The sequence below is a fragment of the Bacteroidota bacterium genome, assembly GCA_018698135.1.
Classification (GTDB): Bacteria; Bacteroidota; Bacteroidia; order CAILMK01; family JAAYUY01; genus JABINZ01.
This window is the reverse complement of the sequence record JABINZ010000202.1, coordinates 14,181-31,249: the sequence shown is the minus strand read 5'-3', so window position 1 is coordinate 31,249 and position 17,069 is coordinate 14,181. Positions and strand designations below refer to the sequence as shown.

Genomic DNA, 17,069 nt, shown 5'->3' with positions numbered 1-17,069 from the left:
TTTACAACTGTTGCGAATGCAGCTCCAATGACAATACCTACAGCCATATCGACCATATTACCCTTTACTGCAAAGGCTTTAAACTCTTTTAGCATACCCATAGAATTAAATTTTAAAGGTTAGTTATTAAAAAATTCAACGTATTCAAATATACGAAAATGCAGATAAGTAGAATTGATAAATGTGAACTTTTTGGTGTATGAATTGAAAAATTGTATACAGATTTTATTGAATATCCGCTATTGTAGCTATGATGCAAAAAATGCCACAGATTTACAGATTTGTTTTCAAGAGGCTAGTGGAATTTCTGGGAATCTGTGGCCTAGATATGAAGGTAATTTCAATAAATATGTCTGTGGTATAATTAAGTAAATACGTGCGATTATTTAGCCAAAAGGCTATGAATAGAGGATCGAACAGCTATTTACGACATGAATTAATTTTAGAGCAAACCGTTTTCGATACAAGCTGATTAAGCTCCTAAAGCCTGAGATGGTCTAAGTATTATTCTGCCTAAAATCCATTCAGTGGCATGGTAACGGTAGGAATCAAAAGTAGAAAGCCAAGCACAGCTAAAATAATCATAAGAGGAGTTATCCAGCGCACCCATTTTTCATAGGGGATTTTCGCAACACTTAGCACACCTAGCAATACACCAGATGTAGGTGTAATCATATTTGTAAAACCATCACCAAATTGAAAAGCTACCACTGTTGCTTGTCTCGATAATCCTATTAAATCTGAAAACGGAGCCATAATGGGCATGGTCAAAGCCGCTTTAGCACTACCTGATGGAATTACTACATTGATTGCTGTTTGGATTACGTACATGATTCCAACAGTTGCCACATCACCCAAATTATTCATGGATCTTGAAAGCACATACAGAATGGAATCAATGACTTTTCCGTCTTCCAGAATAACGATTATTCCGCCTGCCAAACCAACAATAATGGCTGCTGAAAGAATATCTTTACAGCCTTCTAAAAATAATTTAACAATAGAACTTGCATTTTGCTGAAAGGCTAAGCCAGAAAATATGCCCAAGGCAAAAAACAAGGCAGCTATTTTCATGATATACCATGCATATCCCATCACTCCTAAAATCAGGAATAATATTGTAAATGAAAGCAGCGTAAGTATAAAAAAGTGAACGGATTTTCTCAGGCTCAAAAAGCCGGTAATGGCAAATAATAGTGTTAAAATAGGAATGAAAGGCCCGCTGAAAGAAGTACCTATTCCAGATTCTATATCACCTATGCTAACGGTGGTTGTTTGATACTGAAATGAAAACAAGACGAGTGATACTAATATAATTAAATAAGCGATCCAGGCAGATTTTGGTGTGTAATATGCGAGCTTTTCCGTTTGCTGTTTGCCATGATTTCGCCAATATTCATCTTCCTGATACATGATAGATGATTTTGGATTCTTCTTTATTTTATGGGCGTATCGCAGGACATAGGCAATCCCTATTATCGTAATAACCAGCCAACAAAACAAGCGATAATATATTCCGGAATATAGAGGCAGTTCAGCTATTCCCTGTGCAATTCCAATGGTAAATGGATTTAGAAAAGCACCGGCAAATCCCAAGCCCGCTGCCACAAATACCATACATACACCAACAATAGAGTCATAGCCCATTGTAATGGCAAGAGGAACTAAAATAATGATAAAGGCAATGGTTTCTTCACTCATGCCAAAAACAGCTCCAAACAAGCTAAACATAATCATTATGAGGGTGATAATAATGTTATTAACCCCAATTATCCTGATCAGTTTAACACGTTCAAGCTTGCTCGTAAAGCGAATAAAAGCGAATATCCCAACGTCAATAGCTTTGCTGAAATTCATAATCCAGAAAGCACCGCCTATCATCAAAATAAAAACGATTATGCCAGCCTGATTTTCAAAACCTTTGTAAAGAGCAGCAAATACTTGCCAACTTTGTGGCTGACTTTCAGTTCGTTGAAATTCGACAGTCGAAATTTCTTCATCCCCAACTAATTTTGTTGTTTCAACATATTCACCACCGGGAACAATCCATGTTAATACAGCTGCAATGAGTATGATATAGAAAACAATTGCATAGGTATGTGGAATTTTCTTCAGCATAATTCTGTTTTATGCCGCGAAGATAGTTTGCTAATTTTAATTGCTTTTCAAGCTGCTAAAAAATCTGCGTATTTATTCATTATTTAAGCTGGATGCATTGCATAAATTTTTCTTTTTTGCTGCACTACGGCCACAGTCCATACAGAAATACTGAGGATCTTTTATGATCTGCAAAAAAGTAGCGGTTTCTTTACGTTGAAAGTCTTTTTTTACCAGTTTGCAAAGTGTTGTTTTGTAAGGATCCTTCATAAATACTATACTATGTTGATGGCCAATCAATCAATTTTAGTTCCAAAAAATGCGAATTATTTAGGCAGTGTTAAAATCATATTTGTACGATATAACTAATTTGAATTGATTTATTTGAATGCTCATATAATAAAAGCTGTAAATGTTTATCATCATGGGCTTAGGTTATTACATTAATTGATTAAATTTTGGACTGTAAAAAAGTTAATTTAAAATCATGAAAATATTTTTTGCTCTTATTTTTTCGCTTTCAATACTATACTCAAATGCCCAGCTACAAATTCCATTGTCGTATTCCAATCTGAAAATTGATGGAACTGGGGTATTGCAATTTGAAAACAGTATCAATAAATTAAATGCTATTGTTGTCAAGCCTGAATATAGTTTGTCGAATATGATCGGAAATCCTCGTGGAGGTGTGAAAGGAATTGATTTCAACTTCAGAAATGAGCAGTTAAACGGAACACTTTATTTTGGGTTTATTCCGCTTGATGATGCCAAACACCAACTGCCTGTGTATTTTAAAGTTTCCTCACCGATTGTAAAGGGAGTAAGTACTATTAATATCAAAGATCAGCTTTCAGACAAATATGATATGATATCATGGAGCAAAAATCAAAAAGGATTATTGGGTTATCGTGTAGTAAATGAAAAAGGAAAAATTTTATATGATGGAAAAGTTGCTTTTAAAGGAATCGGCCCTTTTGAGGTGGCCAATACCATTATTGAAGGCCCTTTTGTCAATCAAGTAACGGATGAAAGTTGTGTTATTTCATTTGTTACAAATAAATCAACATTAGCAAATATCAAGTTGACCTATAAAATTGGATATGATGTCAAGACTAAAGAATACGCTAGTGCTAAATCAGGGCAGTTTCATGAAATAGAACTGGACAAATTACCTCCCGAAACTGAGTTCACCTATGAAATTACGTATGGGGGAGAACCCTTAAGTTATACATTTAAAACAGCTCCAAAAACGGGAAGCAGAAAGGCTTTTACTTTTGCATATGCGAGCGATTCGCGTTATGCTGCTGGTGGTGGTGAACGGAATATGTATGGTACAAATGCCTACATCATGAAAAAAATAATGGCATTGGCAACCTATGAAAATGCAGCTTTTATGCAATTTACCGGAGATATGGTTAACGGCTATTGTATTGATAAAAAAGAAATTGAATTACAATATGCGAATTGGAAACGATCAGTTGAAGCATTTGGTCATTATATGCCCATATACACAGGTATGGGCAATCATGAATGTGTGATGTGGCTTTTTGTGGATGCTACCGAAGGGAAAAAATATATGGTAGATAAATTCCCTTTTGAAAGCGAGTCGTCTGAAGCAATTTTTGCTAAAACATTTGTAAATTTTACCAATGGGCCACAAGGGGAGGATGGAAGCATTTATGATCCAAATCCACGTAGCACTGATTTTCCATCTTATCAGGAAAATGTTTACTATTACGTATATGATAATATAGCGATGATCGTTCTAAATTCGGACTATTGGTATGCTCCCAGTCTATATTATAATATCCTAACAAGCGGAAATTTGCATGGTTATATCATGGACAATCAGCTGAATTGGTTAAAACAAACCTTAAAGAAATTTGAATCCGATAAAAACATCGACCATATTTTCATTACGCAACATACGCCTGCCTTCCCCAATGGAGGACATGTAGAAGATGATATGTGGTATCAGGGAAATAATTTGCCAAGAGCTGTTGTAGGCGGTACTCCAGTAAAAAAGGGAATTATAGAAAGGCGAGATGAATATCTGAAATTGATTGTAAATGAAAGTCCCAAAGTTGCTGCCATTCTTACGGGTGATGAGCACAATTACAATAAACTGGAATTAGGTCCTGAAACAGAAATCTATCCCAATCGTTACGAAATGGAAAAAATAGTTTTGAATAGGACGATATTCCAAATAAATAATGGTGCTGCTGGAGCTCCTTACTATGCCCAGGAAGTGACTCCATGGACACCGCATGTTTCTAATTTTTCGACACAAAATGCTTTGGTGTTAATCGATGTGGAAGGAAGTAAGATAAATGTCAGGGTTTTGAATCCAGATACACTCGAAAAAATTGATGAATTCATATTGAGAGAATAATTTACATGGCATAAAACCTTTTCCTTCTTATTTTCGTCAGTGCTTAAAAGAAGCTTAACCATGAAAAGATCAGTTTTATTTATCCTCGTTTTATTTTGTTTTGTAAATCATTCATTTGCTAAAATTCATTTTATTGAAGTACGTACGCAAACTGAGTGGGAAGAAGTATTGGCTAGTGCTAAAGTAAAGGACAAAGTAATATTTACCGAAATTTATGCTGATGGGTGTGAGCCTTGTCAGGAATTGGATTCAAAAGCATTTTTGGATAATGATTTATACAACTATATCAATAGTGAGCTTATTGCTGTTAAATTCAGTTCTTTCAGCGATTTTGGATTGAAGTTCACAGAATTAAACGAAGTAAACACCATTCCAGTTCTTTATTTTATGGATCCTTCAGGACACATTATCAGCGAAGAAATAAAAGGCTACAGAACAGCTGGGAAAATATTACAAGCTGCAAAATACTATAACGAACAATACAGCAAGCTAATGAGCATGAAGGAAGACTTTTATAGTATTAATCGCAATCAAAATATTACCCTATCCTATGCATTCATGTTATTGCATCTGAAATATGTTGAAGAAGCAACAGTAATTTCAAATCAATATTTCAGAAATCTGGATATTTTTTCATACTCACCTGAGGAGTGGACACTGGTTAAGCAATATTTAAGTGATGTTAATAATCCAATTACTCAAAAGGTTATAGCTGAATCTGCTTCCTTTAAAGCAGCTAATGGGAAAGAAGAAGTGGATGCTTATTTAAGCGAATTGTTTAAGTATAATTATACATTAGCTATCCAAAATAAGGATAGGAAGCAATTGGAGAACACACTGCTGATGGTCGATAAAATAGATTTTACCAATATGGGATTTCAGCATCTTAGCTCAATTCAGATGGTCGAGTTTTTCAGAATCTCCTATTTTGAGAGAATTGGTGACTGGACCTCTTATGCACAGAAAGTTGTTGACTATGTTGCGAATAATCAGGTGATCGATACTGATATGAGAAGTTTTATTCAGAATTTTTATTTGTTTGTTGATGATGCAGATTTGATGTTAGTTGCCGATTCCTGGGCATACAATTTATGGAAGAAGGAGAAAGTTTTTGATAACTATATTATGTATAGTCTAACTCAGCATAAAACTGATAATAAACCGAAAGCATTTAAATTGCTAAAGAAAGCCGAGAAAAAAGCTGTTACTGAAAACGATCACAAAACAATTGCAAACGTAACACAGGCATACGGTTTGGAATTGATCCCATAATTTTCACTTTAGTTCAAATCTGCACAAAAGCTATTCATAAATTATCTCAAATACTGATTCCAGAACGATTGTTCCTGAAAGGCTTTCCAATATAAAAATGCACCAGCTAAGGCTAATGGCAAAAGGGCAATTGCATACCAAAAGGTTTGGGTTTTGACTGCAATAATGATAGGCAAACAGATCAGTGCTGCAGAAGCCAACAAATAGATAACACCCGCTATATACAAGAGTATTACACCTAAATAGTAAAATCGGCTATTTTGAAACGCCTCACATTCCTTTTGAAAGCTTTCGAAATCCATTTTAGCCATTTGCTCCGCTCGCTCCTGGTAATGGCGCATCTGCTCTTCAAAAGGATTCTTAATTGATGAGTTAAAGCAGACATTGTTTGTGCTATGAATCAAAAATTCGTAGGCTTCTGTTATCCGAATAAAATGGGAACTTGCTTCAGGAGATTTATTAATATCGGGATGAAATTCAAAAGCTTTCTTTCGATAGGCTTTCTTGATTATTCGCTCATCAGCCTGTGAGTTAATACCTAATAATTGATGGTATTCTGTCATTTTTCTTGCTTCAATCTCCAGATTATAACGCAAAAAATATGGATTTGGTATTGCTTATTTCTTCTTTTTGCTTTCGATGTATTTGTCGTATGACGTATTCAGGTCGGAAAGAATTTCTTTTGTTAAATCATATGATTTATCAGCATGGAGCAAAGAATTGTTGATTGAATTATTAGCCAAAATGTACGTAAAGTTCGATCGCTCATTATATCGGGCTACTGCATTGAAAACACTATCGTAAAGTCGTTTTGAAATTTGTTCTTGCTTCTCCATCAAGGCATTGCTTGCACTTGTTCTATAGCTTTCCAATTCCTCATTCTTTTTAGAGAATTCAGCTTCAGCTTGAGCTTCAGTCATTACACCTAATTTTACTTTGTAAATGTATTTCTGATATTCCTCTTCTAAAACTTTAAGTTTATCCATTACACGTTTCTCAGCAGCTACCTTATCATTTTGAATTTCGCTTATTTGATCGCTATAATAATCATAATTAGCCAGTATGGTGTCGGTATTTACAAAAGCAATTCGCAAAGTTGACTGTCCACTTGAGTCGAAAGCAACTGCTGTGTCAGATTCCGTTACTACACTCTTCTCTCCAGGTGTTTTACTGGTAAAATGAAGAATAAAAAGACTGATGATTGCTGCTGCAAAAGCAATGTTTAATGCGATGGATATTTTTTTCACCGGATGAAAATTTTAGAATGGTTAATAGGATTTTTCATTGATCAATCCAAAGGCAATAGAACTTCCTGTATCAGAAAAATTTCGTACTACTTTGAAACTATGATTTGGATAATAATAATTGAAAGATTTTACGCCAATTGAGGGTAAGTCGAGTGAAGTTTCTTTACTGGATGGATAACCCATGAAAGTTTTTACAATATGGGCATTTTTATTGATTACATCCAATGTTAATAAGGATCTGGAATCGCCAACCATGTATTTCATCATGCCCTCATATAATATAATTTCGTTTAACTGCATGCCATTATCATCCCAGATAAAATAAGCAAGAGCCAGGTTTTTTCCATTTCGTTTTTCTATATCAAACAGATAATAGCGGTTATCGTTAAAAGGATCAACACGGAAATAAATATTTGGCTTTAACGAAACGATTTCCAGCGCTTCGTTTATTGATTTATTAAAACTAATACCAAATACCAAAATCTCATTGGATTTAATGGTAGCATATTTTGTAATATCTGTTTTGGTAATTTCTTTATAGGTTCGCTTTTGATTACTGCCATCATCAGTAATTTCGAATGAAGCGAAAGCATTAGGACTTAAAAGGCAAAATAGGGATAATATGATTAAATGAACTTTTTTCATATTCTATTTAATTGGCCATTTCTGAGATGAATTTAATTCGCATAAGCTGTAATTCTTCCTGTGAGACTATCTCAGGACCAATTTCAACGAGTGCTTCTTCAATGGAATCGTTTTCAGCATTTCTGAAATAATCAAAAATCTCATCCTGAAAATCAAGATCAAGTATTTCATTTACATAATAGTTAATGTCAATACGTGTTCCTGAATACACTATATTTTCAATTTCTTCAATAACTTCTTCTAAATTTAAACCAATGGCTTTGGCAATATCATCCAGATCAATTTTTTTATCAATATTCTGAATAATAAAAACCTTGCTTTTTGATTTTTGTGCAACAGACTTAATAATCAGATCGCCAGGTCTGTCAATGTCATTCTCTTCAACATATTGGGCAATTAAGGCTAGGAATTTTTTACCGTAGCGAATTGCTTTGGTAGCTGAAACACCCACAATTTGACTTAATTCCTCATCAGTAATTGGATACTTTATGGACATTTCTTCCAAAGAAGGATCTTGAAAAACAACATAAGGAGGGACATTTAATTCTTTGGAGATAGATTTCCGAACATCTTTCAGTAAGGCAAACAATGTAGCATCATATCCTCCGCTACCCATTTTCACATCATCTTCATCATCAACTGCGGCTTCAAACTCATTGTCGAGAGCAACCATGATTTCGTAAGGTTGTGTAATGTATTGATTCCCTTTTTCTGTAACCGTATAGGTGCCAAGGGTTTCAATGTGCTGCTCAACCAGTTCCTCTACATCAGCTTTTCTTAGAATGGATTTCCAATAATTGTAAGTTTTGTCCTTGCCTATTCCAAATTCGTCTATTTTGTGATGTCCATAGGATGTAATTGCCTGATTAGCTTCGCCAACAATAATATTGACAATATGATCTAAAACAAATTCCCCATCCAGATCATTGATTAATTTCAAAATAGTTTGAACGAATGTACTGCTTTCAATTTTTTCTTTTGGATGGCGACAATTGCTACACATTTTGTTGTTTTCGCAATCATCTAACTCATATTTTTCTCCAAAATAATGTAACAATGCTTCTCTGCGGCAATTGGCATTTTCAGAAAAAGCAGCCATGTGTTTTAGCAGTTGATTTGCTTTTTCTCTTTCATAATATTGCTTGTCGCGATATAGTTTTTCAAGTTTCAACAAATCGTTGAAATTGTAATATAAGATACAATCTGATACCAGTCCATCTCTTCCTGCGCGTCCTGTTTCCTGATAATAACTTTCTACACTTTTTGGCACATTGTAGTGTATGACATATCGAACATCTGGTTTATCAATGCCCATTCCAAAAGCAATAGTAGCGCATATAACGTCTACATCTTCCATAAGAAATAAGTCCTGATTTCTATTTCTTAAAGAGCTCTCCATTCCTGCATGGTATTCAATGGCTTTAATGCCATTTATTCGTAAAGACTCTGCCAGTTCTTCTACCTTCTTTCTGGTCAAACAATAAATAATTCCAGATTTTCCTAAATTCCCTTTGATATAAGAAATTATATCCTTGACAGCGTGCTTATTTGAAGGTTTGGGTCGTACTTCGTAGTATAAGTTTGGCCGATCGAATGATGAAGTAAAGGAATTGGCATCTTCCATATCCAAATTCTTTAGGATATCGTCCTGAACTTTTGGTGTAGCTGATGCAGTTAGCGCAATAATTGGTAAAGGACCTATTTCATCAACAACAGCTTTTATTTTTCTGTATTCTGGTCGGAAATCATGTCCCCATTCTGAAATACAATGTGCTTCATCAATAGCGATAATAGAAACCTTAATTCTTTTTAGAAATTCAACCGTTCTTTCTTTATTGAAAGTTTCAGGAGCTACATAAAGCATCTTGGTGTTTCCTGAAAGAACATCTTCGCGCACAATTTCAACTTCTTTTTTTGTCAAGGAAGAATTTAAGAAATGCGCCAAACCTCTTTTTGCACCGAAAGTTCTGATCAGGTCAACCTGATTTTTCATTAAAGCAATCAAAGGAGAAATTATGATCGTTATTCCTTCGCTCATAACAGCAGGAAGCTGATAGCACAAACTCTTACCTCCACCTGTTGGCATAATAACAAAAGTGTTATTCCCCTCCATTATGCTAACAATTACTTTCTTCTGATTCCCTTTGAAAGAATCAAATCCAAAGAACTGTTTTAATTTATTCGATATTTGTTGATCTAATGTACTCACTTAGCAATTTAATTTCAATATTCACTCTGATTCTCTGAGAACTAATTTAGCGCTTTTTATTGGATGCTGAAAGAAAATATAATGCCAATTGTAATTAGTTGTGTATGAATGATTTAGTGGGGTAAGAATAATTGTACCCGGAGCCGGGGTCGAACCGGCACTCCATAAGGAACTGGTTTTTGAGACCAGCGCGTCTACCAATTCCGCCATCCGGGCAAGTTTATATCTGTTTATTTGTTTAGTCCGCTTATTCATTCCCTAAATTATTGGTAGTCAGGATCGAAATAAGACCAACTCTTTTCTTAGTAATCATGTAAAAGTTATCAAAACTAAGTAATTGTAACTTGCTACACTCAATTATTAAGCAGTGCAAAAGTATATTTTTTTGGATAAGAACAAACAAAAAAAATCTGCAATTTTTAATAAGGGTCCTAAAAAGTGGTTTCACCGATATCCTTCCTTGTATTTTATTAGTTAATTCGATAGTATTTCCTAATTAATTCTTTTGCTTCTGACATGGGAATACGTTCTGTTTTATAATAACAGGTAAGAAATGCATCCTTGTATCCTAACGACCTGATTTCCAGTTTGTAATTTGTTGCACTTGTGATTGTAAATTGTTGACCAATGGTGTATTTGTATAGCATGTCCGGTGGCCATTGTTCTTCGCTTATTTTCTGAGGATCAAGCTTTTCTGTAAAGATTTTATGATATTTCGTAATGTGGTTTTTATAAGCACCTATTTGCACTTTAAAATGAAGTTCATCAATCGAAGCGTTAAAAAGTTGACTTTCAGATAGTTCATTGGAAGAATTGGCTGTACTATTATCAGTTGTTGTAGATTTATTTTCCTTCTCAAACGCAATAATATCAACAGGCTCTTCTTTTCTTGTGACGATATCTGGTTCAGGCTCTTTATTTTGTTTTTCCAATTTATTGTCATCGGCATCCACAAAAAAGTCTTCCTTCTTTTCAATTTTCTTCTTCATTTTGGGTTCAATCATGTAAATGTCGTATACACCATTTCCACCTCTTCGTTTTGAAGAAAATAAGGCAACACCAGGTATTTGTGTTGTTGTGTAAAAAATATCATCTGTTTCTCCATTAATCGGTTGAGGCAAATGAGTTGGCTCTCCCCATAAATTGCTTGCTTCAAATTCCGAATAGTAGATGTCGAATCCGCCAACACCCAAATGTCCATTCGAACTGAAATAGAGTCTGGTTGAAGTGGAATCAATATGAGGTGTTATCTCATCGTATTTTGTATTTACGACCGGACCCAAAGATTTTGCCATGCTCCATCCGCCATTGTCTTGTAGGACTGAAAAATAGAGATCCTTGCCACCTGATCCTCCTTCTCGGTTACTGGAAAAGTACAGTATCTTTCCATCTCGGCTAATTGCTGGGTAGCCATCCCAGGATGCAGAGTTGACGCTTGAGGGAAGCTTCACAGGTTCTGCCCATTTGTCGTTTACTTTTTTGCAATAATAAATATCAGCATCGCTATTGATATCCTTGCTGTAGGTAAGGAATAGCATTTTTGTTTCATCACAATAAGAGGAAGATATATCTTCAAATTTGCTGTTAAATTCTGCCTTGATTTTGAGTGGACTACTGATTTCACCATCGGTATACTTAGCGACATAAATATCGTTATTCATGGCGTATATGTCTTTGTCATCAGCGGTTGGCCGGTTTGATGAAAGAATGAAAAGAGTGTTATTTTCAATTAAAATAGCACCGAAATCATTTAATGCCGAGTTTAATGTGCTTAGGCTTTTAACTTCAATTAAATCATTAAACCCTTTAGGTTTTCTTGAATTCATGGGTTCTGTTAGCTCAATGCCACACCACTCATTCCATTCTTTGACTTGCTCAAACTCTTTGATGTTAACTTTATATCGCTTTGAAATACTTAAATACTTGGAATAACTGTTTAGTGCTTTGCGGTAATCTCCGGTTCTCATTTCGCAATAACCTAATTTATAAAATAGATCTAAATGGCTTTTTTTAGGTGTTTTAATGGTCGTTGCCGCATTGGCGTAATACTCTGCCGCATCTTTATAGCGTGCCTCCAGAAAAGCTTTTTCTGCGCTTTTGAGTTCTTTCTTGTAAGTTTGGGCTGAAATTGGATTGCAAAATGCAATTAATAATGAAACACTAACTACTATTTTAATTATTCTATTTTTTGTCGACATACAGAATTGTATTTAGCTTATTTCTAAATAAATTTTTTGTTCACTCTTTAGCAAATATAGATTTACTGATAGTACTGGCTTTTCTTTCTTTTCCACAATGAAGAATCAGCGTGTGGATAATAAAGGTGCATGTTTCAACTATTAATTAATTTATCAGTCAGTTATTATTTTAGTTATTAATATTAATTTTGATATGAATTGCTTCAAAGCATTAATATTATTAATAGTTTGAGGAAATTCGCAAATCGAAATAGCCCTAATAAAATGAACATAGAACAAACATTATATTTTGCCATTATTGCCATCATTCTTTTTGGTTTTTTACTCGATCGATTACTAAGTTATTTGAACTCAAAAACATGGCAGCCAGAATTGCCAGATGATTTAACTGATTTCTACTCCAAAGAAGAGTATATCAAGGCTAAAAATTACAACCGTGAGAAAAGACGTTTTTCCATTTTATTGGATAGTCTTAATTTATTGATTCTGCTACTATTTTTTATTTTTGGCGGATTTGCCTGGTTACATAATTTGTTAAGCCCACATATTGCGAATCAGATTATTTTGCCTTTGGTTTATTTTGGCCTCATGTATTTGGCTACGGATGTATTTGGCATACCCTTCAGCTTGTACAATACATTTCGAATTGAAGAGAAATATGGCTTTAATAAAACAACGCCAAAAACCTTTATTCTCGACAAACTAAAATCCTATTTATTGGTCATCGTCTTAGGAGGTGGAATAGGCGCATTGCTAATTTGGTTGATCTTACTATTGAAAGAAGATTTTTGGATAGTAGCCTTTGTTGTAATGACCTCTATATCCTTGCTGTTCAATGTGTTTCTTAGTAATTTGTTTATTCGATTATTCAATAAATTGGAACCTTTGGAAGATGGCGATCTAAGAAATGTGATCATGGAATATGCAAAAAAAGTGGATTTTCCCCTGACTAATATTTTTGTGATAGATGGATCGAAAAGAAGCTCGAAAGCGAATGCCTATTTTATGGGTTTTGGTAAAAGGAAAAAGATTGTTTTGTACGACACTTTAATCGAAAAACATTCTATTGAGGAACTGTTGGCTGTTCTTGCTCATGAGGTAGGACATTACAAAAAGAAACATGTCATAAAAGGGCTCATCATTTCCTCTATTCAAAGTTTTATCATGTTTTTTGTTTTATCCCTTTTGTTGTTTCGAACAGAATTAACCAATGTATTTGGCATTGCAGGTAGCGACTACGTTTTGCATATTAATTTGATTGCATTAACCATACTTTTCGAACCCATTAATTTGATAACCGGTTTGTTTGGAAATCATCGATCACGAAAACACGAATACGAAGCAGATAAGTTTGCGGTAACTACTACAAACAACAAATTGTTGGGAGATGCATTAATGCGATTGTCTGTCGACCATTTATCCAATTTGAAGCCACATCCTGCTTTTGTTTTCTTTTATTATTCACATCCCAGCATGTTGCAGCGGTTGGCCGCCATTAAAAGTATTAAATTCGACAAATGAGAAAACTAATTGTAGTGATTATTTCTGTGGTATTTTTATTTGCTTCCTGCAAAAAAGATCCTCCCGAATGGCATCCTGAAATTTTATTGCCATTAATCAATTCCTCTTTGAGTATTAACGATATGGTTGCAGACTCCTTAATTGGTAAAGATGCCGACAGTTCACTCATATTGGTATATCGATATCTTTTTAATGGTGTGCATTTCGATGAAATTTTGAGAATTCCGGACACCACCCTCACAAAATCATTAACACTTAAAACGATAAATTTAGGAACCCGAGTAATTAAAACAAGCATTACTTTGGGGCAAATTGCCCGATCAAATGGGTCTCAAGGAGCGCTGATTCTTGCAGCACACGGATTGTCGATGCCAATACCTGCAATTGCCAACACAAGTGGTGGGGTAATGGATCTGGATGCAACCGATTTGTTCGAAACTATTGACATTAAAACGGGAAATTTAATAGCCGATATTTACAATGATATGCCTATTGAATTAAACAATGTTATTTTGGAACTCAGGAATAAAGTTTCAGGCTCGGTTATATTGAATGATACCATTGCAGTTATTTTGCCCAATCAAACTTTCCATAAAACATATCCACTCGATAATAAAACATTTGAAGGTCAACTGGAAGCTGAAGTTGTTAATATTAGTTCACCCGGCACTGGTGGCAATCCTGTAAAAATTGATACCAACGATGCAGTGGATTTGACGATTACAATTAAAGTGGATGAGGTAAGTGCAGCAACGGCAATTTTTCCAGCTCAAAATCTGGTCGATCAAACTGATGATGTGCAATATGTATTAAATGGACCTGAATTGAAATTTATGCAAGTTAAAACAGGCTTGTTTAAGTTTATTGTTTCATCTACCATGCAAGATTCAGCTTTTATGACGTATTCCATTCCGGGAGCAACTTACAAAGGTATTACGCCTTTATATCTTGAATGGACGATTCCTCCGGCACCAGTAGGAGATACCGTTTATTTGGAAAAAAGCTTGAAAGTGGATGATTATTGGTATGATTTAACAGGCAAGGGAGGAGCAAAATACAATTCGTTTGAGCAAGAGCTCATACTTCGAATCGACTCTACCGGCAAAATGATGCACCTATCTTTAAACGATAGCTTTTACATTTTTTACACCCTTTATGATGTGATACCGGAATATGTGAGTGGCTATTTGGGGCAAGACTCTTTTTATTATAAAGGATCGGTGCCCATTGATTTCTTTGATAGAATTCAAATAGACGAATTGAAAGTAAAGGATTTGAAAATCAAATTGTTTGTTGAGAATGGGGTAGGAGCTGATGCTGAATTGATTGTCAGTGATATAACAGCTACGAATACGAAAAAGGGAATTTCGAAAAGTTTGTCAGCTTCTAATTTGTCAAATGCCATGAACATTGGCCGAGCTTTGGATCATCCTTTTACACCTACATCAAGTACGCGTCAGTTGAGTAATTCAAATGCAAAAGAATTATTGGAACTACTACCAAATACGCTTCAATACGAAATAGATGTTCGCATTAATCCAAATGGTAATGCTGCAGGTTATACCGACTTTATTTACCACGACAGTAAAGTTGAGGCAGGACTAGAGTTTGAATTACCCTTGGTTTTTAGTTCAAAGGGTTTGCTGTTAAGAGATACAATGGATTTTGATTTAAGTTCACAAGAATTGGTCAAATCAATAGTTAGTGGTGAATTCAATTTGTATGTAGAAAATAAATTTCCATTAAGCGCCAATTTGCAGATTTACTTTGTTGATGAGGATTTTAATAAACTTGATTCCCTATTTGCCTTACCAGCAATAGTTGAAGCAGGAGTAACACAAGGTCCTCAGAAACGCGTTTATCAATTTACAGAAAACCTGTTGGAAGTTGCTGTGCCTGAACAAAAAATGCAGAATATGCGCGATGCACGCCATGTGCTTATTGAAGCTGTATTGAATAGCCGACCGGATGGCGAGTTGGTAAAAATTTATGAAGATTATCAGTTCAATGTTAAAGTTGTTGCTGATTTTGTATACGCGCCTAAGCTATAAATTATGAAGAAATACCTAATTAGCCTCTCTTTTGTCACTTTCCTGATCAGCTCCGTTTTTGGACAATTAGCAGGCGACCCCATGGCCGATATCATAATGAAAAACACAAATGGCTCTTCGACCTTTTCCATTGAGGGTTCTTTGTTTTCGTCACCTGCATTTAAGGCTAATCAATCGGGTTATTTTATTCCTCTACAGTATGCATCTGATGATGATTTTGAAGCGGTTTATGCAAAAATGAAAGAACAGGATTTGTTTGCACAAGAATACCAAGGTTCACTAATTTATTCCATGCCACTGGAATCAAATAGGGATGGAGAAAGCAATCTTACTTTTTATCTAAAAACTGTCGGAGGGCAACAAGCATATTTAAACAAAGATCTTTTTCAATTAATCGTTAAGGGGAATAAAGCTTTTGCCGGAAAAGAAGTTGTGCTTCATCCGTTTTCCTTTTCAACTTCGCTGTATCAAGAACTTGCTGTAAATTATTATAGCTATAAAACGATTGCTTCAAATAGAAAAATAGGATTGGGTTTTGGTTTGTCGCTTATCAATGGAGTGCAAATGACAGAAATTCAAATTGATCAAGGTCTTTTTTTTACTTCTCAGTTGGGTGATTCTGTTTTTGCAGCTGCAAAGGCAACTATTATTGGTTCAGATCCGGATGCTCATTCGTTGTTTTCAAACAACGGACTTGGTACTGCATTAAATGTCCAATTCTTTTATCAGTTTGAAAACAAAAACAAACTTTATGCTTCAATTCAAAATCTGGGTTTTATTTCCTGGAATAAAAAGAGCATGCACTATGATATTGATAAAGAGTTGTCTTTTACCGGTTTAGATGTTTTCGATCCAAACCAACTTCTACAAAATACTAGCTTGGAGCTTGACTCCCTTCTTTTAGCTGAAACAAATTCCGAAACCAAGTCTTTCACACAATACTTGTCTCCTGAAATCAGCTTCGCTTATCAGCTTCATGAAGTATTTAACAATGCGAGTATTTACACGGGTTTGGTGTATAAAATAAAACCCTATTATTTCCCTCGTGCTTTTGTTAACCTCAGGTATCAACTATCCGAATCTTTTTATTTTCAATCAGGATTTAATTTGGATCATTATGGAAATTTTGGTCTATCCGGAGAAATTGGGATTAGCATGGATGAAAAATTAGATTTCTGCCTTGGAAGCAATCATTTAGAAGGATTAGGTTTGTATGGTTATAACGGTCAGGGGCTTTATACAGGGTTGCAATTCAGCTTTTAATAAACCAAGTGAAAGCAATTTCAATTATTAACTTAACGTCAGTTCGGTTTATGCGTCCTTCCAAGATTTTCTATACAAACTTGAACTAAAGTGAAGAAAATATTTGGAACTTTAACAAAAAAATGTCTGAGATGACAGATAAAATTTCACTTTTAAGAAAGTTTAAGTGAAATT

At 34.8% G+C, this 17,069-nt stretch carries 12 protein-coding genes and 1 tRNA gene; 5 read left to right on the top strand and 8 right to left on the bottom strand.

Annotated features, from left to right (window positions below; genetic code table 11):
• Both HOG71_13185 and HOG71_13180 read right to left on the bottom strand, forming a co-directional pair.
• The coding region (locus HOG71_13185; protein ID MBT5991798.1) for a large conductance mechanosensitive channel protein MscL at positions 1 to 101 on the bottom strand (101 nt) is incomplete at its 3' end.
• Between the two features lie 412 nt (positions 102 to 513).
• Positions 514 to 2,118: a YfcC family protein gene (locus tag HOG71_13180; GenBank protein MBT5991797.1), complete on the bottom strand. Its 1,605-nt coding sequence runs from the start codon at positions 2,116 to 2,118 to the stop codon at positions 514 to 516.
• A gap of 466 nt (positions 2,119 to 2,584) precedes the next feature.
• On the opposite strand from HOG71_13180, the gene HOG71_13175 reads away from it, so the two are divergent.
• Positions 2,585 to 4,489 (top strand): hypothetical protein, encoded by a 1,905-nt coding sequence (locus HOG71_13175; GenBank protein MBT5991796.1) that lies wholly within the window; start codon positions 2,585 to 2,587, stop codon positions 4,487 to 4,489.
• Between the two features lie 60 nt (positions 4,490 to 4,549).
• Positions 4,550 to 5,761 carry a DUF255 domain-containing protein gene (locus HOG71_13170; protein ID MBT5991795.1) on the top strand — a complete coding sequence of 404 codons (1,212 nt, stop codon included), beginning with the start codon at positions 4,550 to 4,552 and terminating at the stop codon, positions 5,759 to 5,761.
• A 41-nt stretch (positions 5,762 to 5,802) separates the two neighbouring features.
• On the opposite strand, the gene HOG71_13165 is transcribed toward HOG71_13170, so the two are convergent.
• From HOG71_13165 to HOG71_13140, 6 genes are all read right to left on the bottom strand, one after another.
• Positions 5,803 to 6,357 (bottom strand): DnaJ domain-containing protein, encoded by a 555-nt coding sequence (locus HOG71_13165; GenBank protein MBT5991794.1) that lies wholly within the window; start codon positions 6,355 to 6,357, stop codon positions 5,803 to 5,805.
• A 21-nt stretch (positions 6,358 to 6,378) separates the two neighbouring features.
• Positions 6,379 to 7,008 carry an OmpH family outer membrane protein gene (locus HOG71_13160; GenBank protein MBT5991793.1) on the bottom strand — a complete coding sequence of 210 codons (630 nt, stop codon included), beginning with the start codon at positions 7,006 to 7,008 and terminating at the stop codon, positions 6,379 to 6,381.
• A gap of 21 nt (positions 7,009 to 7,029) precedes the next feature.
• Positions 7,030 to 7,653 (bottom strand): hypothetical protein, encoded by a 624-nt coding sequence (locus tag HOG71_13155; GenBank protein MBT5991792.1) that lies wholly within the window; start codon positions 7,651 to 7,653, stop codon positions 7,030 to 7,032.
• 7 nt (positions 7,654 to 7,660) lie between these two features.
• The gene (gene recQ, locus HOG71_13150; protein MBT5991791.1) at positions 7,661 to 9,862 is read right to left on the bottom strand and encodes a DNA helicase RecQ; all 2,202 of its coding nucleotides are present in this window, start codon (positions 9,860 to 9,862) and stop codon (positions 7,661 to 7,663) included.
• 134 nt (positions 9,863 to 9,996) lie between these two features.
• Positions 9,997 to 10,078: transfer RNA gene (locus tag HOG71_13145), tRNA-Leu, on the bottom strand.
• A gap of 254 nt (positions 10,079 to 10,332) precedes the next feature.
• On the bottom strand, positions 10,333 to 12,060 hold the full coding sequence (locus HOG71_13140) for a hypothetical protein (protein MBT5991790.1): 1,728 nt from the start codon (positions 12,058 to 12,060) through the stop codon (positions 10,333 to 10,335).
• A 264-nt stretch (positions 12,061 to 12,324) separates the two neighbouring features.
• Between HOG71_13140 and HOG71_13135 the strand changes: the two genes are divergently transcribed.
• The 3 genes from HOG71_13135 to HOG71_13125 are packed head-to-tail and all read left to right on the top strand — an operon-like array spanning position 12,325 to position 16,895.
• Positions 12,325 to 13,581, top strand: a complete 1,257-nt coding sequence (locus HOG71_13135) for a M48 family metallopeptidase (GenBank protein ID MBT5991789.1) — start codon at positions 12,325 to 12,327, stop codon at positions 13,579 to 13,581.
• Positions 13,578 to 15,632: a hypothetical protein gene (locus HOG71_13130; GenBank protein ID MBT5991788.1), complete on the top strand. Its 2,055-nt coding sequence runs from the start codon at positions 13,578 to 13,580 to the stop codon at positions 15,630 to 15,632. Before HOG71_13135 ends, HOG71_13130 begins: the two co-directional genes overlap by 4 nt.
• 3 nt (positions 15,633 to 15,635) lie before the next feature.
• Positions 15,636 to 16,895: a hypothetical protein gene (locus HOG71_13125; GenBank protein ID MBT5991787.1), complete on the top strand. Its 1,260-nt coding sequence runs from the start codon at positions 15,636 to 15,638 to the stop codon at positions 16,893 to 16,895.
• Positions 16,896 to 17,069 lie beyond the last annotated feature (174 nt).

What these genes read in the sequence shown, in the direction of transcription:
- HOG71_13130 (MBT5991788.1), top strand. Translation starts at nt 13,578, where the DNA reads ATGAGAAAACTAATTGTAGTGATTATTTCTGTGGTATTTTTATTTGCT.
- HOG71_13170 (MBT5991795.1), top strand. Translation starts at nt 4,550, where the DNA reads ATGAAAAGATCAGTTTTATTTATCCTCGTTTTATTTTGTTTTGTAAAT.
- HOG71_13140 (MBT5991790.1), bottom strand. Translation starts at nt 12,060, where the DNA reads ATGTCGACAAAAAATAGAATAATTAAAATAGTAGTTAGTGTTTCATTA.
- HOG71_13180 (MBT5991797.1), bottom strand. Translation starts at nt 2,118, where the DNA reads ATGCTGAAGAAAATTCCACATACCTATGCAATTGTTTTCTATATCATA.
- HOG71_13155 (MBT5991792.1), bottom strand. Translation starts at nt 7,653, where the DNA reads ATGAAAAAAGTTCATTTAATCATATTATCCCTATTTTGCCTTTTAAGT.
- HOG71_13125 (MBT5991787.1), top strand. Translation starts at nt 15,636, where the DNA reads ATGAAGAAATACCTAATTAGCCTCTCTTTTGTCACTTTCCTGATCAGC.
- HOG71_13135 (MBT5991789.1), top strand. Translation starts at nt 12,325, where the DNA reads ATGAACATAGAACAAACATTATATTTTGCCATTATTGCCATCATTCTT.
- HOG71_13175 (MBT5991796.1), top strand. Translation starts at nt 2,585, where the DNA reads ATGAAAATATTTTTTGCTCTTATTTTTTCGCTTTCAATACTATACTCA.